This window comes from Geoalkalibacter subterraneus, from assembly GCF_000827125.1.
Lineage (GTDB): Bacteria > Desulfobacterota > Desulfuromonadia > Desulfuromonadales > Geoalkalibacteraceae > Geoalkalibacter_A > Geoalkalibacter_A subterraneus.
The window spans coordinates 2,854,019-2,870,136 of the sequence record NZ_CP010311.1 but is presented as its reverse complement, the minus strand read 5'-3'; the positions used below and the strand labels follow the sequence as shown (position 1 = coordinate 2,870,136).

Annotated in this window: 13 protein-coding genes; 1 reads left to right on the top strand and 12 read right to left on the bottom strand. The window is 59.6% G+C overall.

Annotated features, from left to right (window positions below):
* Positions 1 to 13: 13 nt before the first annotated feature.
* The 9 genes from GSUB_RS13410 to GSUB_RS13370 all read right to left on the bottom strand — a co-directional run bounded on the left by GSUB_RS13410 (position 14) and on the right by GSUB_RS13370 (position 12,005).
* Positions 14 to 1,195: a cytochrome c3 family protein gene (locus tag GSUB_RS13410; protein ID WP_040201243.1), complete on the bottom strand. Its 1,182-nt coding sequence runs from the start codon at positions 1,193 to 1,195 to the stop codon at positions 14 to 16.
* A gap of 3 nt (positions 1,196 to 1,198) precedes the next feature.
* A complete protein-coding gene (locus GSUB_RS13405; RefSeq protein ID WP_040201242.1) occupies positions 1,199 to 3,166 on the bottom strand; it encodes a cytochrome c3 family protein in 1,968 nt (655 codons plus the stop codon).
* 1 nt (position 3,167) lies between these two features.
* Positions 3,168 to 4,796: a peptidylprolyl isomerase gene (locus GSUB_RS13400; RefSeq protein WP_040201241.1), complete on the bottom strand. Its 1,629-nt coding sequence runs from the start codon at positions 4,794 to 4,796 to the stop codon at positions 3,168 to 3,170.
* Positions 4,793 to 5,386 carry a hypothetical protein gene (locus GSUB_RS13395; RefSeq protein ID WP_144402021.1) on the bottom strand — a complete coding sequence of 198 codons (594 nt, stop codon included), beginning with the start codon at positions 5,384 to 5,386 and terminating at the stop codon, positions 4,793 to 4,795. Before GSUB_RS13395 ends, GSUB_RS13400 begins: the two co-directional genes overlap by 4 nt.
* 5 nt (positions 5,387 to 5,391) lie before the next feature.
* Positions 5,392 to 6,882 (bottom strand): hypothetical protein, encoded by a 1,491-nt coding sequence (locus GSUB_RS13390; RefSeq protein WP_040201239.1) that lies wholly within the window; start codon positions 6,880 to 6,882, stop codon positions 5,392 to 5,394.
* 13 nt (positions 6,883 to 6,895) lie between these two features.
* Positions 6,896 to 7,465, bottom strand: coding sequence for an LpoB-related protein (locus tag GSUB_RS13385; RefSeq protein WP_158414089.1), 570 nt, complete (start codon positions 7,463 to 7,465; stop codon positions 6,896 to 6,898).
* 84 nt (positions 7,466 to 7,549) lie between these two features.
* Entirely contained in the window at positions 7,550 to 9,652 is a 2,103-nt protein-coding gene (locus tag GSUB_RS13380) for a TonB-dependent receptor (RefSeq protein WP_040201235.1), read from the bottom strand.
* 77 nt (positions 9,653 to 9,729) lie between these two features.
* Positions 9,730 to 10,539, bottom strand: coding sequence for a cytochrome c3 family protein (locus GSUB_RS18160; RefSeq protein WP_052464928.1), 810 nt, complete (start codon positions 10,537 to 10,539; stop codon positions 9,730 to 9,732).
* Between the two features lie 26 nt (positions 10,540 to 10,565).
* On the bottom strand, positions 10,566 to 12,005 hold the full coding sequence (locus GSUB_RS13370; protein WP_040201234.1) for an NHL repeat-containing protein: 1,440 nt from the start codon (positions 12,003 to 12,005) through the stop codon (positions 10,566 to 10,568).
* Here GSUB_RS13370 and GSUB_RS19405 point away from each other — a divergent pair.
* Entirely contained in the window at positions 12,004 to 12,150 is a 147-nt protein-coding gene (locus tag GSUB_RS19405) for a hypothetical protein (protein WP_158414088.1), read from the top strand. The two genes, GSUB_RS13370 and GSUB_RS19405, sit on opposite strands and share 2 nt — an antisense overlap.
* A 70-nt stretch (positions 12,151 to 12,220) precedes the next feature.
* On the opposite strand, the gene GSUB_RS18720 is transcribed toward GSUB_RS19405, so the two are convergent.
* The 3 genes from GSUB_RS18720 to GSUB_RS13355 are packed head-to-tail and all read right to left on the bottom strand — an operon-like array spanning position 12,221 to position 16,107.
* A complete protein-coding gene (locus tag GSUB_RS18720) occupies positions 12,221 to 14,311 on the bottom strand; it encodes an ATP-binding cassette domain-containing protein (protein WP_084212055.1) in 2,091 nt (696 codons plus the stop codon).
* Positions 14,312 to 14,357: 46 nt separating this feature from the next.
* Positions 14,358 to 15,122 (bottom strand): ABC transporter ATP-binding protein, encoded by a 765-nt coding sequence (locus GSUB_RS13360; RefSeq protein WP_040201232.1) that lies wholly within the window; start codon positions 15,120 to 15,122, stop codon positions 14,358 to 14,360.
* The gene (locus GSUB_RS13355; protein WP_040201231.1) at positions 15,097 to 16,107 is read right to left on the bottom strand and encodes a branched-chain amino acid ABC transporter permease; all 1,011 of its coding nucleotides are present in this window, start codon (positions 16,105 to 16,107) and stop codon (positions 15,097 to 15,099) included. Before GSUB_RS13355 ends, GSUB_RS13360 begins: the two co-directional genes overlap by 26 nt.
* Positions 16,108 to 16,118 lie beyond the last annotated feature (11 nt).

Sequence of the window (16,118 nt, the reverse complement as noted above, 5' to 3'; positions counted from 1 at the left end):
ACCGGGTACATTTTTAATAATCCTGGTGGCACTGGATGCACAGGCCGCGTTCGCCGCTGCCCCGCAGGAAGTGCTGGTACATGGTCCCCGTGTTGGCGTCATGGCAGGTTTCGCAGGTCATAGGGCGGCCGTCACGCGGGTCGGGTGCCTTGTCACCCATCGGATGCGAGAAGGCCGCGTGGCGCTTGTGGCAGTCGGCGCATGCGTTGCCTTCGTTTTTGAGCATGCCGGGATTGTCGGCGCCGTGGAGGTCGTGGCAGTCGGTGCAGTTGTTCCAGCCTGGATGCTTGTGCAGCATTCGGTCGCGCGTGTCAAAGGTTGCGCTGTGGCAATCCCGACAGACGTTGCCGACATTGGCCGGGAGAAGCCCCTGACGGTCGCCGGTGTGAGGGTTATGACAGGTCGTGCAGGCGTTTCCAGCACCGGCGATGCCGAGATGGCTGTGAATGTGATTGAATGACGGCAGAGTGTCCTGGTGACAGCCGAGGCAGACGTCGCTGCTTTGCGTGTCGCGGTCATGGCAGTTTGAGCACTGCTTTTGCGAGAAGGGTTCGTGTTGAACCGCCCGCTGCATCAGGCGTGAATCGCTGCCATGCGGGTGATGGCAGGACAGGCAGTCCATCTCTGCTGCCTTGCGGCCGAGGTGTTTCCGACTCCAGGCGGAACCGGTGCGATGGCAGTCGAGGCATAGTTGAGTTCCGTCCTTTTTCAACAGGCGCGTGTCCTCGGCACCGTGGGATGCATGGCAGGTCGAGCACTGCCCCTGCCGGAAGGGTTGATGGCTGAACTTGAAATCCCGCTGCATCTCATCATGGCAGCTGAAGCACAGCGCGCTGCCTTGCTGCGGCAGCAGCGCTGCGTTGGGAGCGGCATGGGGATCATGGCACTGGCTGCAGCGTCCTTGCCGTACGGGCGGATGCAGGTAGGCGTTCTCAGCCATCTGCCGTTGCTGATCCTGGTGGCACTGCTGACACAGCTGCGCTTCGGCCTGGTGCAGAAGGCCTTCGTGGCGCGCGACATGGGGGTTGTGGCACAGGCTGCAATCTCCCTCGCGTACCGGGGAGTGGACGAATTTGTCTGTGAAGGCGCTTCTGTCGTGGCAGTTAAAACAGTTTTGTGCAACAGCCGGAGTGGAGACAACCACCAGCAGCAGGACGAACAATCCGGTATGAATGGAAAACCTGATGTTTTTCATCGTTTAAAGCCCTCCCGGGTGGCAGGGTGTGCAGTTGCCTTCTGAAAACGGCGCATGCTTGACTGGAAGCGTCAGGGAGGCATCGGGGCCTCCGTGCGGGTCATGGCAGTTCAGGCAGCTCCCGGGGCCGGGTTTGATCCCCCGGTGCGATCCCGACAGGGCACTCTCCGAAGTGTCGTGGCATTGGGCGCACAGTGAGATATTGCGCTTACCGGCCGGGCTATTCTGTGGGGCATGAGGGTCGTGACACCGGTTGCATTCACCATTGACCGCGGGTGCGTGTCCGACGCCGTCGCTCCAGTAGCGGTTCACTTCGTGGCAGGTGAGGCAGAGATCGGGTTGCTCGCGAAGCTGGAAGCTGGGTTCCCCATTGCCGTGGGCATGATGACAGACCGTGCAGTTTGCATGGGCCTCGGGGGTGTCGGGCTTAACGCGATAGTCCCTGTGGCAGTCGATGCACAGCTCACTGGCGCTGCCGGCAAGCAGAAAGGCCTCGTTGCTGCCGTGGGGCAGATGGCACAAATCGCAGCGTCCTTCGGTGAACGGCTGATGCCGGTTGGCAAGCCTGCGCTCGGTCTCGATGGTTCCGTGACATTCGGCGCAGGAGTCCGCCCCGCGCCCACGGAGAAGGTTCTTGAGGTTTGCCCCGTGAGGGTCGTGACAGGACGAACAGTCGCCTGAAACAAAGGGTCGGTGAAGGCTTGGAAGCCCAAGTGTTTCTTCGACGGATGCATGGCATTCGGCGCACAGATGGCGTTGCGGCTTTGCCAGCAGGCCCGGGCCATTGCTTTCGTGGGGAGTATGACAGTAGTGACAGTCGCCGTCGCGCGCCGGCTGGTGGGCAACCCGCTTGTTTGCGGTCTGCTCCCGGTGGCACTCAAAACAGAGTGAATCCGGGGCGCTGTTCAGCAGGGCGCTGCGTCCTGCTTCGGCAATGTGCGGCACATGGCAGCTCAGGCAGTCACCATCGCGCGCCGGGGCATGGGTGCTTCCTCCGGCCGGAATCTCCTGGTCCGGGGGCTGTGGCCCAAAGCGGGTGAACTGGTGGCACTCAAAACAGAGCTGGTCAGGCGACGTGCGAATCAGGCCAACTTGTTCGGAGGCGTGGGGCGTGTGACAGCTCTCACATTTCCCTTCGGCCACCGGCGCATGTGCTTCCGCAGAGGAAAAAGCCGAACGGCGGTCCTGATGGCATTGGTAGCACAGGGCGCTGTCGCGCTTCTCCAAGGCAAACGCAGAGGATGCGTTGGGCGAATTGTGGCAGCTTTCGCAGTTTCGCCCCGCCATGGGTTGATGGGTGTGGCTTTTGAGAAGCGCGGCGTTGTCCGCGGAATGGACCGCATGACAGTCGGAGCAGGTATCGACAACCGGATAATCGGCATGGGTCTGTTTGAAACCGCGATCGCTGACGCTGTGGCATCTTGCGCAGAGGGTCTGCTCTTCTTCCTGAAGTAGAGCGGCGGCGGGGGCGCCGTGCGTGCTGTGGCAGGTGCGGCAGCTGTCTTCCATCGGCTTGTGGACGAAAGCACGGGTGAAGAGCGCTGCGTCATGGCAGGTAAAGCACAGATCCTTCTCGGGTGTTTTCAGCAGGTCGGCATGGGGACCGTTATGGTGCTCGTGACACTGCTGACAATTGCCCTGCTCAACAGGAGGGTGCAGAGATCTGGCACGCCCCAGGTCCTGGGCGAACTCCTGATGGCAGCGGAAACACATCTTGGCTCCTTCGACATGAAGAAATGCACCGCCGATCAATCCATGTCGACGGTGACAGCCGGCGCAGTCGCCTCGCGCCACCGGTTGATGAACCACTCCCTGGTTGTACTGGTCGCGGTATTGCTCGTGGCAGTCCAAACAGGTTTTGCCCTCACGGGAACCGGTTCCAGGCGAGGTGCAGGCGAACATCATGAACATGCCTGCCAATGCTGCCGGGATCATAAGCCATCGCCACATGGGCTTGCGCTCTGGACTCATGTCAAACCTCTTCTTCAACAAGGGTTTTTCTCAGTTTCTTCCATGCGCTTTGATTGATCTCAATATCGCTGAGCGCCCGCAGTTGCTGAATCATCTCGTTGCGGACCGACTCAAAGCGTTCTTCCTCGAGCTGCGTGCGGATGCGGTCACGTACTGCATCAAAAGGAATCCGGTCCTGATCTTCGCGCCGCACCAGCTTGATAAAGACGGTTTCGTCGCCATCTTCAACGATGCCAACCTGGCCAGGAGAGAGCTTTTCCAGTTCGGCCTTGATGGCATCAGGCAGGTGAGCGGCGGGGCGTTTTTCGATTCGCACTCCGGCCGGGGAGACAGGCTCCATGACAGAGAAGAAATCTGCTCCTGTTTTAAGCTCCCGGGTGATGCGCTCCGCCAGTTGGGCTTCATTGGTGCGCACCATCGCCATTTCCACAAATCCCTCACGGGAAAAAAGCCCCGGGTTTTCGTCGTAGTAAGCTTTGACGTTCTCGTCTGTTACTTCGGCGCGCGGTTTGATGATCTCCGCCTCAAGCTCCTTGATAAGACGGTGCCCCTGGTAAAATTCGAAGGTCTGCTTTAACGGCGGCACCTCTTCGTAATGCCGGTCCAGTGCTTCCATATTGGTCAGCGTCTGACTGAGAATGTCCTGGACGACCCTTTTTTTGGACTCGGCAAAACTTTCGGGATCATGGCGCGCTTGGCCGCGTGTTTTCTGTGCTTTCTGCACCGCCTCATAGACCACCGATGCCGGGATTTTGATGTCAGCAATCCTGATGACGGTATGTTCCGCGTCTTCGCCGGAAACTCCTTCAGGATCGATGGCGGCGATGGCTTCTTCATCGACTTGAACCTGATATTTGTCCATCAGGCGTTCAAGCAACGCCTGGGTCAGCCGAGCCTCCTGCTTTTTCTGCTCCTGGCGGATCAGAGCCTGTTTCAAGGTTTCGAAATCGGCATCGGAACCCTCGTTGCGCTCCAGTACCTCGATAAAGTAATAGGAATGGCCGAAAAATACCGGTCCTGCGATATCGCCCTCCCCAAGGGGCATGATCGCTTCACGCAGCGGATCGGGGATGCGGGTGAAGCGCATGGGGCCGGTATGTTCAAGTTCCTCCGCAACATTTTCCAGGCCTGCAGCTTCAGCCGCATCAAGGAAGGCAACGCCTTCATCAAGAAACCGGCGGACTACCTGCGCCTGCTCCTGTTCGGGCACTGCAATCATGGCCAGATCGAAAATAGGCGTATATTCTTCCCGGTAGCTCTCCCAGAGAACGTCGCGCGGTGGAATTTCCTTGTTGGCGTCGATCTCCTCGGCTTTAAGCTGCATCAGAGAGCGAACCTTGAGGAAAACATCGAGTTTTTTGAGATAGCTCGCGTTTTCGTCGAGCTGCATGGCTTTGGCCTCGGAAGAAAGCAGAAGCCAGTCGATGTAAGGATCGGGGGTTTCGGGGATATTCATGCCGGGTTCGCGCCATTCGCGCCACCAGTTCCGGAAGTCCGCCGGAGAATATTCAGTGTCATTGACCGTGACGAGGACATCGCTGTTTCCCCAGAACGCATGCAGGGGGGAGCTCAGGCCCAGGACGAGGAGGGTTGTGATGATGATTCGGAAAAATGCGTGATGTGTTCTCATGGGCAATTGCCTACTCCTTTTTCTGACCAGTCAGCGATAATTTCCTGCGACATGCGGGCCATCAGGCCCGTTGTTGTCGTAATGACGCCGAAATGCATCATCTTGCGGTACTCATCGCCGTAGCGCCGATGGATGGTATTCAGAACGGGGTGTCCCCGTCGGACATCAAAAAGATCAAGCTGAAGTGCAATATAGGGGATGTCCCGCTCCCCTCTGCTGCTGTCGTAACCGATATCGGTGATGCGCCCCCGCACAATGGCATCGACCTTCATCTGCCGCGCAAGGTCTGCATACTGGTCGGGAAGAAGCCTCTCACCGGGAAATAGGCGGTGGCGCAGTCGAAACAGGCCGACATCGCCTTCCGGTTCAACCTCGAGTTGCCCGCTCCCGATCAGTTCAGCCATTAATACCCGGTATGCCATGGTCGCTGCCCGGTCGTCTCGCGTGCGGTTTTCGAAAGGCATGATGGCGATGCGGCAGATATCGGTTTCCGCCATTGCCGACATGCGGGTCTGTGGCATGCGTTGTCCGGCGCACCCGCAGAGCGATGACAGGATCAGCAGGGCGGTGAATTTAAATAACCATGACATATTCATCAGAAATCCTGAACCCAGGACTTGGCTTCCTGCTCCTCAATCTCGGCTTCGCCTTCGACCAGGGGCAATTTTTGTCGGGCGATGCGCAGACGGTTTCCAAGTTGATCCTCGCCGGTCAGAGTCAGAAAGGCATTTTCCTCCCCCTCGACAGGTTTAAATTTGAGGGTCGCCGGCAGGTCATCGCCACTTTCCTGCAGCAGCGTTGTCCCGGTCATCGATTTTATTTCCGCAGACCAGTTGACCAGTGGATAGGTGAATGCGCCATCAGTGCGGAGCTCAAGCCGCCCTTCACTCTCAATGACCTGGACTTCCGCCCTGATTTTGGGAGGGGCGGACTGAAACACGACCCGCCGTGAGGCTTCGCTGTGATTGCCGGCCAGGTCATAAACATGGAAAACGATATCGTACGCGCCGTTGGCCAGCTTGAACCCGTCGCTTCCCTTGCCCTCCCAGATCAGTCTTTCCGGGATGTCGCCCTCATGCTCCTCCTGGACCACGCGTATGCCGTCTTCGGTCAGGATTTCAAGTCCCCAGCGCGCCAGTGGGCTGACCTTGCCAAGGCGCGGCAGGATGAGGAGATGGTTGTTGAAGGCGAGGTCCGTTCCGATGCGCTGCCCTTTCTTGATTTCCAGGGTCAGCCCCGGTGGTTCGTTGATCACCACGTAGCGCGCGACTTCCTGCAGGGTTTCTACGTCCGTGTCTGGCTCCCATTCGAGAGTGATGTCGATGGGATAGCTGCCTTCTTCCTTGGGAGCTGCCCAACTGCCCTGCCAGGTATTGGTCTTTTTGTCATGCAGCAGGTAGGTCTGCCCGGCGGCGCTGCGCGCCCCGATAAGCTTCGGGTGTGAACCGAGAAATCGTATTTTCAAGCGGGCTTCGATGCGGCTGCCCCCCTGCACATAAGCCGGGGTGACCTGCATGCCGACCAGCTGGTATTCGCGAACTTCCGGAATGAATCCCCCGTAGACGTTTTTATGGAATTCACCGAGGATCTGATCGATAAGGGGATTTGCCAGGTCTTCAACGCCGGCGGGTTCCCCCAGGCCGAGCACACCGGCCTGCTCACGTATGCTGGTGGCAGCGGTTTCACCCCAGATGGGGGCGCCGCGTGCCGTCTCGTATGCGGTGAAGCTCAGCCCGATGGCAGGCGTGCGGCCGGCGGTTTCGGTGACGGTCCCCATCAGGACCAGCTGAGCGTTGAGATCACGCCCGATCTTCTGTATCAGAAAGGAGTCGAGGTAGTGATAACTGCGGACTTTGTTGTCCGACATAAACCGCAGGACGTCTCCCATAGGCGCGACTTCAAGGCCGATACGCTCCAGGGCGCTCATGACCGTTCTGGTCAACCCGAGGTGCAGGCCGTTTTCGCCACGGCTGAGATCCGCGACCGGGAGCAGAACGGTTTTCTGGGCCAGGGCCGATCCGGGCCCCGCAATCTGCAACAGTATTGCCAGGGCCAAAAGCAATGTCGCCCGACACAGGCGGTTCATTCGTGCCAACTCCTTAACGCCCCTTGATTGTCGAGAGCAGGCGCCTTGCAAGACGATACCCGACCTGGTTGATGTCCGGGGCGGCAAATCCGAACAGCCGGTCAAAGGTGCGGTAACCGCTCTCGCTGTCGCCGGCCTGCCAGATAATCTGCCCGGTCTTGACGTCGACCAGGCGCAAAGTCGCGGCGACGACCGGGTAATTGTAGCTGCCGTTCTGCCGCTCGGAGAAGTCGTTGACTGCTCCCGCCAGGTAGGCTTCAACATTAAGCTCCTGCCCGAGGCGCAAAGCGGTCGCCTGATCGATTATTTCCTGCTCTTTGCTGACAACCTCTTCCCGCAGAAAGCGTTGCGATTCGCCACGCTCCACCACATCGAAGAGGCCGGCACTGAGAATTTCGGTCGTGACAATGTCGCGAAAGCGCTGACCGGCGAATTTGGTCTCGGTGTTGTTTTCAAAAGGAAGAACCACGATTCTCTTCACATAGTCAAGTTCAAGGCTTTCCGCAGCGAAATGCCGAGGTGAGGAACACCCTGCGGCAAAAAACAGCAGCGCCAGAATGCTGACGAAAACATATCTTTGCACGTTGATCACCTTCCTTCAATCTGGGACGGGCAGGGGCGCCCGTCCGAATGCCGGATATCATTATCGGGACAAAGGCCCCGCCTGTCAAAGCGTTAGATGCAGGCTCGAAAGGATGCTCCAGCTGTCGCCGGAATCTGCATCCAGATAACTCCCATTGATCTGCGTCGAAATTCTGCGGCTGACCAGCCAGCTGATTGTTCCAGTGTACTGTCGGCTGTCTTCATCTCCCATGGAGTAGGTCAGCCCGAAAATGGTCTGCAGTTTGCGTGTCCAGAGGCCGGTAAAAGAGGCATTGACCACCGAGGTGTTCTCCTCGACCTGACGATGGAATCCACCATTGAACAGCAGAATATCCGATGGGCGGTAGCCGAGGTTAAAGCCGTAACGGGTGCCGGTTGTGGTTTCGTCATCGATGAGTTCGCCTTCAGAGGTGGATTTGGTATACCCCAGGTCGATATTGAGATCGAGCCGTGGGCTCAACCGGGCCGTGGCATCGAGGTTGAATCCATAGACCGTGTTCGTTCTGCCGTCGGTAATGTCTTCCCTTTGACTCCAGTTGGCCGAGAGACTGCTGGTCAAATCCGGGAAGATAGTGGCATTGACCAGGGCGCTGAAGGAGTCGCCGTCGATATCGCCATGCTCATCGCTGCGGGTTTCCGTGCGCGTGTAGCCCAGTGTATAGTTCAGTGTCGGCAGAGGCTGGGAGCCGACCGAGATGAAGTAGGAGCGGCTGCGGCGGTCTTCGTCGCTGTCGGTCCAGTCGATATTCTCGGAGATGCCCAGGCTCAGGGTCAGAAGCTCGCTCGGGTTGTAGCGCGTGCTCAGGGTGTGATTGAACTGTACCGTGTCAAGGCCGTTGTCGGGACGGTTTTCGTTGCGGCGCAGGTTGTAGCTGACCTGCCAGGAATCCGTAATGCGCACCGTCGTGCTGAACTGGGACTGCAGATTGATGGTGCGCTGATTGATGCTGAAGCGGTCGGAAGTTGCGATACGTACTGTGCCGGCTTCCATTTCAGTGACAAAAACCGAGATCGTGGACGGCAGCGTTGTATCGCTCACGACTTTGATGTAACGGGATTCGGCGGCATCGACAAGGTCGAGAACTACCAGGGTGCGACCGTTTTCCTCGTCATAAAAGACGGGCAGGATGTTGGTGATTTGTGTCCAGTTGGTCAGGTCCGAGCTTTGATAGATGCTCCACTGCAACCGGTTCTGGGTCGCAGTGTCGATCATGCGGTCAAGGTATATGCGCACCCGGTCGATTGGCTGCAGATTTATCTGCACAGCCATGTTCTGTTTGATCGTCGTGCCGGTGATGTCGATGCCGGCGGAGGCGTCTGTGTCTCCGTCGATCAGGGCCGGGTTGTTTGCAGGTGTGCCCGTTGCCGGGGTGTCGTCCTCGCTGGAGAAGCCGCCGAAAAGAAAAGCCGGCACAAAAAAGCGGCCCCCCACGCCGACCCGGGTTTCAGTGCTGGTTTTGAAGCTCTGATATTGTTGGGACGCGGCCACGCTGACCCGGTTGCCGAAAAACGCGTTGGAATAGCCGACCTGGGCTGTGTGGTCGGTGGTTTCTGTATCGCTGCGGTTGACATGATCCTGGCTTTCGGAGCGACGAAAATCGTAGAGCAGGTCGAAATGGGCGATGGTGTATTCGATCGTTGCTCCGAAAACATCGGAATCGACATCCTGGCGTCGGGGCGAGCCGTCATCGTAGCTGCTGTTCTGATTGTAGTAGAGTCTCAGGCTTGGCCATTGCTCGACCTGGGTCTGAAAGTTGGCGCTCCATGATTGATCCGTTCGCGAAGGGTTGTCTTCGCGATTCAGTTCGGTTCGGGAGGCATTGAGATTGAGAGAGAAGAAATCATTGCGGGTATCGAGGGACAGAGTGGGGTTGATGGAATCGGTCTTCTCCAGATCCCCGGAGGGAATGTTTTCATTGTAGCGAACTGAAGCGGAGAAGGCCATGGCATCGGAGAGTTCTTTGGAATAGATCAGCGTATATGTATGGTTGAAAAGAGAACTGTCGCCTGTATCTCCTCCGCTTTTACGATAATTCCAGTTGCCGATAAAGCTCAGCGGATCCCCGGCCGCAACGGGCGTTGCGTACACGATCAGCATCAGGACGATCAGCGCCCGAGCTGATGATGCAAGCATTTTGTCGGAGGTGATCCGGTGCTGATTTTTCATGGTGAGCGGATCCGCTTTGCTTCAATGTTAAGGATGGAAATCAGTCGGTAAAAACTTGAGAGTAAAATTTGCTTTAATTATTTCATCAGGTTGTGCGCACCGCCGTGGCAGTCATTGCAGCCCTCGAACCGGCTGTGAATGCTTTCGTCATGAGGCTGCGCGTGGCACGAGGTGCAGGGTGGTATAAAACCGTGCTGATTACGATGACAGTAGGTACAGGACAGCAATTGATGCTTGGTCGGCGTATTGTCCAGCTGCTCCCCCTGCTCCTCATGGCATGAAATGCACGTGCCCGAAGACATGTCGGAGCCGTAGGTAATCTGCAGCGGCTTGTGGGGAGTATGGCAGCGCCGGCAGTATGCATTGGTCTCCCCCTCCTGGTGCGGGTCATGACAGGTCAGGCATTCGTCGTGCTCGCCATGCCGGGCATGACAGGACTTGCAGTCGAGAACCGCATGGTCGCTGGGAAAGTCGCGCATGGTGGCCGCTGCCTGATAATGACAGGAGACGCAGGCCGGCGTCGCCCGGGGCAGATCGCTGTAGTCGATCTGCTGTGGGGTGTGCGGCGGGTGGCATTCCCGGCAGCCGACCACGGTAAAATGTTTCATCCGGGTAGGGGGGTGGCAACGGTCGCAGGTGGCGATGGTGTCCGTTCCGTCCGGTAGATGCTCCTTGTGGCAGTCAATGCAGGAGATGCTGCTGCGATGACGTTTGCCCTCTGTTTTGATGGCGAGGCTCTGTTCCTGGTGGCACTTGCTGCAATCCTGAGGCTGAAGACGGGGCGTGTCCTGACCTCCAGCCATACCGGCCGGAAAGCCCATTGAAAAGGCAAGCAGGAGGCTGAAAAAGGCGATCCGCCCCAATCTTGTCATGACTGAAATCGGCATGAGTCTTATCCTCGGCAACCGGCGGCTCAGGGTTGCATATTCTCTTGGGGTTGCGACTCCGGCGTTTCGGACTTCCCTGTTTCCTTTGTGTCGCCGGGCGAAGTTGTCACCGCTTGAGAGGGGAGCATGAATTCGGTACGTCTCCCCAGGGTTTTGACGATCGCCGGCAGGCCCTCTTTGGTCCTGAGGTTTTCTGCTGTGTTGTAGGCCTGCAGGGGAGTCTCGTAGGGCCCTGTAAAAACCTGGTGCCAGGTGCCGCGCCGCGCACGCTCCACACTGCGGACGAAAGCCGGAAGTTCTATTCTGCGCAGATTCTCGGCAACGACTTCAGCAGTCTCCCTGTCGGGCGAAAGCAGGGCCAGCACCAGGTAATCGCCGACCGCACCTTCCGGCAGTGAGGTTTCGATACGGTCGATGGTCAGGGTCCTGGGTGCGGGAGCCTGCTCGAGCGGGAATTCCGCGTCGACACTTTTTCCAGCCCCTATCGAGTCCTGCCGCGGTTGGTCGATAAATTCAATGACCTGCACCCGGTGATTGAAGGCATCGGCGACGAGCAACCGTTCCTGGCCGTCCATTTCCACATCCATGGGGTAGTGGAACCATCCGCGGCTTGTTCCCAGTCCGCCCAGTTCGTAAAGGTACTGCCCGTCAATGGAAAAAACCGGCACTGTATGGCGCTGGTAATCGACCAGAAAGATCCGGCGGCGGGCATCGTCTACAGCGAGGGCGCGAGGGCGCGACAGTTTGCCCGGCTCCCCCCCCTTTTCGCCGAATTTGAACAGAAATTCTTCCTCAGCGTCATAAACGTAGACGCGCCCTTTCCCTTCGCTGACAAAATAAAGCCGCCCGTCGCTGCCGATATCGACGGCATGGATGAAGACCTCATCGGTTTTGCCCTGGACTTCCTCGCGCGGCGAGAGGGTATGCAGGTAGCGACCCTTCGAATCCAGAACGAGCACTCCCGAAACGCCGGTGCCGACCACGTACAGGCGACCGTTTTCGCTGACCGCCACATCCATGGGAGAAAAATCGGGGAAATCGGGGAAGTAGAATTGTTCAACCGGCAACAGGGCGCCGTCGAAGACGGCAATGTGGGCACGCTGATCCGGCCCGCCGTGCCCGATGCAGACATAAATCAGGCCGTTGCGGGTGAAGCTTTTGCCGACGGAGCGCAGTCCGCGGCCCGAACCAAGGGCGATGTAGGGGAAATAATCGCTGGTGGTAATGGTCAATTTGTTTTTCTGGGGGCTGGTGATCAGGATCTCATCACTGGCGCTGTCGTAGGTCAGTCCGGAAGGAAACCGCAGGGGCTGGTTCAATTCGTCGCGGTCGATAATTTTGACGGCGCGGGTTTTGGGTGCCTGAACAGCGGCGGATGCTTCTCCGGCCAAAGGGGGGCAGAGAACACCCCCGAGCAGAGCGCACACAAAAAGAGCCGGCACATGGAGGGCCCGCCGAAAATACATGAAAACACTTCTTGACATCATGGCACGGAAAGACACGACGGCCCGCCACTGTGTCGCGGATCGTCCCCCGGAAAAATGCCTGAAACGGCCTGACTCCCTGGAAAATTCCCGGCAAACCATGGTGTTCACCGAGGAAAACGTCTAATTAATATCACATCCCTGGTTGAGAGTCTATCTTTTCTGGCGCGCCGCAATGCCCGAAGTTACTCGGTATTTTACACGATCTCATCCTTGAGGCGCGTATCGAAAACCCGCTGGCTTTTGCGCTCCGAGCGCGGCAGGGCGCCGTAATCGGTCAGTTCCAGCTCAGCGGTGACCAGCAGCTGCTTTTTGATCTGGTGGCCGACCTCGTGGAGCAGCTCCGCATCCCGTGCAGCGGGTACTCCCTGAGCGCGTTCGATGACCAGCCGCATGTGGTCGCGCCCCGAATCGGGCTCGCGGGTCAGGTGAATCTGGTACTCGGATCCGAGCCCCGGCACACTGGAGAGGATGGTGTCGATGCTGGACGGGTAGATGTTGACGCCGCGGAACTTGATGGTGTCGTCGGAGCGGCCACGGATGCGCGAGTGACGCGGCAGTGGGGAGCCGCAGGTGCAGGTGCCGGGGATAATGCGGGTGATGTCGCGGGTGCGGTAGCGGATCAGCGGTGCGCCTTCCTTGCACAGGGAAGTGACCACCATCTCGCCCCATTCGCCGTCGGGCAGCGGCTGCAGGGTTTGCGGGTCGATGATCTCGAGGTGATAGTAATCGGACCAGTAGTGGATGCAGTCGTGGTCGGAGCACTCGATGCCGGTTCCCGGTCCGTAGAGTTCGGTGAGGCCGGTGATGTCGAACAGCTCCGCGCCACCGAACAGCTCCGAGATCTTTTTGCGCATGGAGCGGCTGGAGCGCTCGGAACCGTAGATGATGCGGCGCACGGCGATCTTGTCCGCGATGCCGCGCCGGTGAATCTCCTCGGCCATCAGCAGTGCCATGGACGCAGTGGAACAGAACACGGTCGACTGGAAATCGAGCAGGAACTGAATCTGCAGGTCGATGTTGCCAGGGCCCACCGGCACCGCCATGGCGCCGATCTTCTCGCACCCCGCTTGGAATCCGACGCCGGCGGTCCACACGCCGTAGCCGACGGCGATCTGCACCCGGTCGAGGGGAGTGACGCCGGCCATCTGGTAGCAGCGGGCGAAGAAATGGGCCCAGTCTTCAACGTCTTTCTGCGTGTAGCACAGCACCTTGCGTTTGCCGGTGGTGCCGGAGCTGGCGTGGATGCGAACGATCTGCTCGAAGGGCACCGCCCGCAGGGGGAAGGGATAGCCGTCGCGCAGGTCGTCGGCACTGGTAAAAGGCAGGCGCGGCAGGTCGGCAAAAGTTTTAATCTCATCGGGAGTGATGCCGGCCTGCTCGAACCTTTCCCGGTAGAAGCTCGACCCTTCATAGGCGTGGCGCAGGGTCCACTGCAGGCCTTTAAGACGATGGGCCTCAAGTTCGTCGACGGTGGAAAAGGCAGGCATAAAATCAGGATGACTCATGTCGGGTTTCTCCAGACGGATATTGGTCAGGCCGGCCGCCCCCAGGCGGCTGTGCCCCGGCTTGTTGTCGGATGCGGCGCCCAGAAAGGCGGTGCGCAGCTTCGGATCGTTGAGCAGTCGGCGGCTCTCCCCCCGTTCCACGATGCGGCCGTTGGCGAGAAGGTAGGCTGAATCGGACGCGGAGAGCGCCCGCGCGGCGTTCTGCTCCACCAAAAGAATGGTGGTGCCGGCGCGCGCCAACTGGTGGATGATGGCGAAAATCTCATCGGTGATGCGCGGCGCAAGCCCCAGGCTCGGTTCGTCGAGCAGCAGCAGGCGCGGCCCTGCCATCAGGGCGCGTCCCATGGCCAGCATCTGCTGCTCGCCGCCGGAGAGGGTGCCCGCCAGCTGTCCCCGGCGCTGTTCCAGGCGGGGAAAGCGGGCAAAGACCTCCTGCATGCGCGCAGCGGTCTCTTTTTTCGACAGTTTCAGCGGCATCGCGCCGAGAGTCAGATTCTCATGCACCGGCAGGTGCGGGAATACTTCGCGTCCTTCCGGCGACAGCACCAGCCCCTGCCGGACCCGCTGTGCCGGGGAGAGCCCGGTGATATCCCTGCCATCGAACAGGATGCGCCCGGCGCTGGGTTTGAGCAGTCCCATCACGCATTTCAGGAGCGTGCTTTTGCCCGCTCCGTTAGCCCCCACCAGCGCGGCGGTCGATCCCTGTTCAACGGTCAGAGACAGGTCGAACAGCGCCTGGGCGGTTCCGTAATGAGCGCTGAGATTTTCAATGGTCAGCATGGGATCATCCTCGCTGCAGTTCTCTGCTTCACTCTGGCGGACTCCTTCAGGCGGTCGGTTCCATGCTGCCGAGATAGGCTTCCAGCACCAGCGGGTTGCGTTGCACCTCCTGCGGAGTCCCCTGCGCGATGCAGCGCCCGCCGTCGAGCACCACCACCTGGTCTGCGACGCTCATCACCAGATCCATGTCGTGCTCGACCAGCAGCAGGGTATCCCCCTCGCTGCGCAGCTTCTGAATCTCCAGCCCGATCTGTGCGGTCTCCTCGGCGTTGAGGCCGGCCACCGGCTCGTCGAGCAGGACCAGCAGGGGGTCGCCGACGAAAGCGCGGGCCAGCTCCAGCCGCTTTCGGTCGCCGTAGGCCAGGGCCTGGGCTGGCCAGCCCGCCTTGTCCGCCAGCCCGAAGCGGTCCAGTGCCTCCAGAGCCTGCAGGCGCAGATGCCTTTCGCGATGACGCAGGCTCGGCAGGCGCAGCATGGCGCTGATCCAGGACTTTCCTGCCTCCAGCGTCAGTCCGCACAGGACGTTCTCCAGAACCGTCATGCGCGGAAAGACCTTCAGGTTCTGAAAGGTGCGCCCGATGCCGAGGCGGGCGATCTCATGGGCCGGGCGTCCGGCGATGTCCTGGCCGGAAAAACGGATCGCCCCCTGATCCGGTGCCAGGATGCCGCTGATGCAGTTGATCAGGGTGCTTTTGCCGGCGCCGTTGGGGCCGATCAGCGCCGTGACGCTGCCTCCGGCGATCTCGCAGCTGACCTCCTGCAGGGCGGGCAGTCCGCCGAAATTTTTACTGATCCGTTCGAGACGCAGCATTTTTCCGAACCCAGAGTACAAAGCGGTTGCGGGCCAGATCGATCAGCCCGCTGACCAGCCCTCGCGGCAGAAACATAAGAATCACCACAAGGATCAGGCCGTAGATGATGTCCTTATAGGTGTCGAAGACTTCGATCCATTCCGGCAGCATGGTGACAACGGACGCCCCCAGCAGCGTCCCCCACACTGAGCCCAGGCCACCGATCACCACCATGATGACGAAATCGACCGAGACGAAGATGCCGAAAGAGTCGGGGCTGACAAAGCGGTAGCAGTGGGCAAAAAGACTGCCGCCCAGCGAGGCCAGTACAGCCGACAGTACAAAGATCCTGACCTTGGCGCGGGCAGTGTCGATCCCCAGCGACTGGGCGGCCTGCTCGTCCGCCGCCAGCGCCGCCAGCCCACGGCCGACGCCGCTGCGCACCAGGTTCAGGCTGATCAGCAGGCACGCAAGGGCCGTTCCCCACACCAGGTAGTGAAAGCGGATTTCGTCGTCAAAGGCCCAGCCGCCCAGCGCCAGTGGGGGGATGCCGGCAAAGCCGCTGGGTCCGCCGGTCAGCTTGTCGGCCTGCACCAGAATCGTATAAACCACCAGGTTCAAACCCAGGGTGGCCATGGCCAGATAGTGGCCATGCAGGCGCAGGATAGGGCGGCCGACCAGCCATGCGATGGCTGCCACCGCCAGGGCCGTCAACAGCAGAGCGCCCCAGGGGGAGATTCCCCCCTCCACCGTCAGCAGGGCCGAACCGTAGGCCCCCAGACCGAAAAAGGCGGCATGCCCCAGTGAGATCTGGCCGGCGTAGCCGATAAACAGGTTGAGGCCGAGCACGACGATGGTGTTGAGCGCGATCAGGTTGGTCAGCCCCAGGGTGTAGGGGTTGTCCTGGTATAGGGGGAACAGCAGCACGAAGGCGGCAAAGGCGGTGACTGCCAGGCCGGTGCGGTGCAGAATCAGAAAGTAGAGGATTTTATCCTTCGTGCTCATCGTGTCTCAAC

What these genes read in the sequence shown, in the direction of transcription:
- GSUB_RS13410 (WP_040201243.1), bottom strand. Translation starts at nt 1,195, where the DNA reads ATGAAAAACATCAGGTTTTCCATTCATACCGGATTGTTCGTCCTGCTG.
- GSUB_RS13405 (WP_040201242.1), bottom strand. Translation starts at nt 3,166, where the DNA reads ATGAGTCCAGAGCGCAAGCCCATGTGGCGATGGCTTATGATCCCGGCA.
- GSUB_RS13400 (WP_040201241.1), bottom strand. Translation starts at nt 4,796, where the DNA reads ATGAGAACACATCACGCATTTTTCCGAATCATCATCACAACCCTCCTC.
- GSUB_RS13395 (WP_144402021.1), bottom strand. Translation starts at nt 5,386, where the DNA reads ATGTCATGGTTATTTAAATTCACCGCCCTGCTGATCCTGTCATCGCTC.
- GSUB_RS13390 (WP_040201239.1), bottom strand. Translation starts at nt 6,882, where the DNA reads ATGAACCGCCTGTGTCGGGCGACATTGCTTTTGGCCCTGGCAATACTG.
- GSUB_RS13380 (WP_040201235.1), bottom strand. Translation starts at nt 9,652, where the DNA reads ATGAAAAATCAGCACCGGATCACCTCCGACAAAATGCTTGCATCATCA.
- GSUB_RS18160 (WP_052464928.1), bottom strand. Translation starts at nt 10,539, where the DNA reads ATGCCGATTTCAGTCATGACAAGATTGGGGCGGATCGCCTTTTTCAGC.
- GSUB_RS19405 (WP_158414088.1), top strand. Translation starts at nt 12,004, where the DNA reads ATGAAAACACTTCTTGACATCATGGCACGGAAAGACACGACGGCCCGC.
- GSUB_RS13370 (WP_040201234.1), bottom strand. Translation starts at nt 12,005, where the DNA reads ATGTATTTTCGGCGGGCCCTCCATGTGCCGGCTCTTTTTGTGTGCGCT.
- GSUB_RS18720 (WP_084212055.1), bottom strand. Translation starts at nt 14,311, where the DNA reads ATGCTGACCATTGAAAATCTCAGCGCTCATTACGGAACCGCCCAGGCG.
- GSUB_RS13360 (WP_040201232.1), bottom strand. Translation starts at nt 15,122, where the DNA reads ATGCTGCGTCTCGAACGGATCAGTAAAAATTTCGGCGGACTGCCCGCC.
- GSUB_RS13355 (WP_040201231.1), bottom strand. Translation starts at nt 16,107, where the DNA reads ATGAGCACGAAGGATAAAATCCTCTACTTTCTGATTCTGCACCGCACC.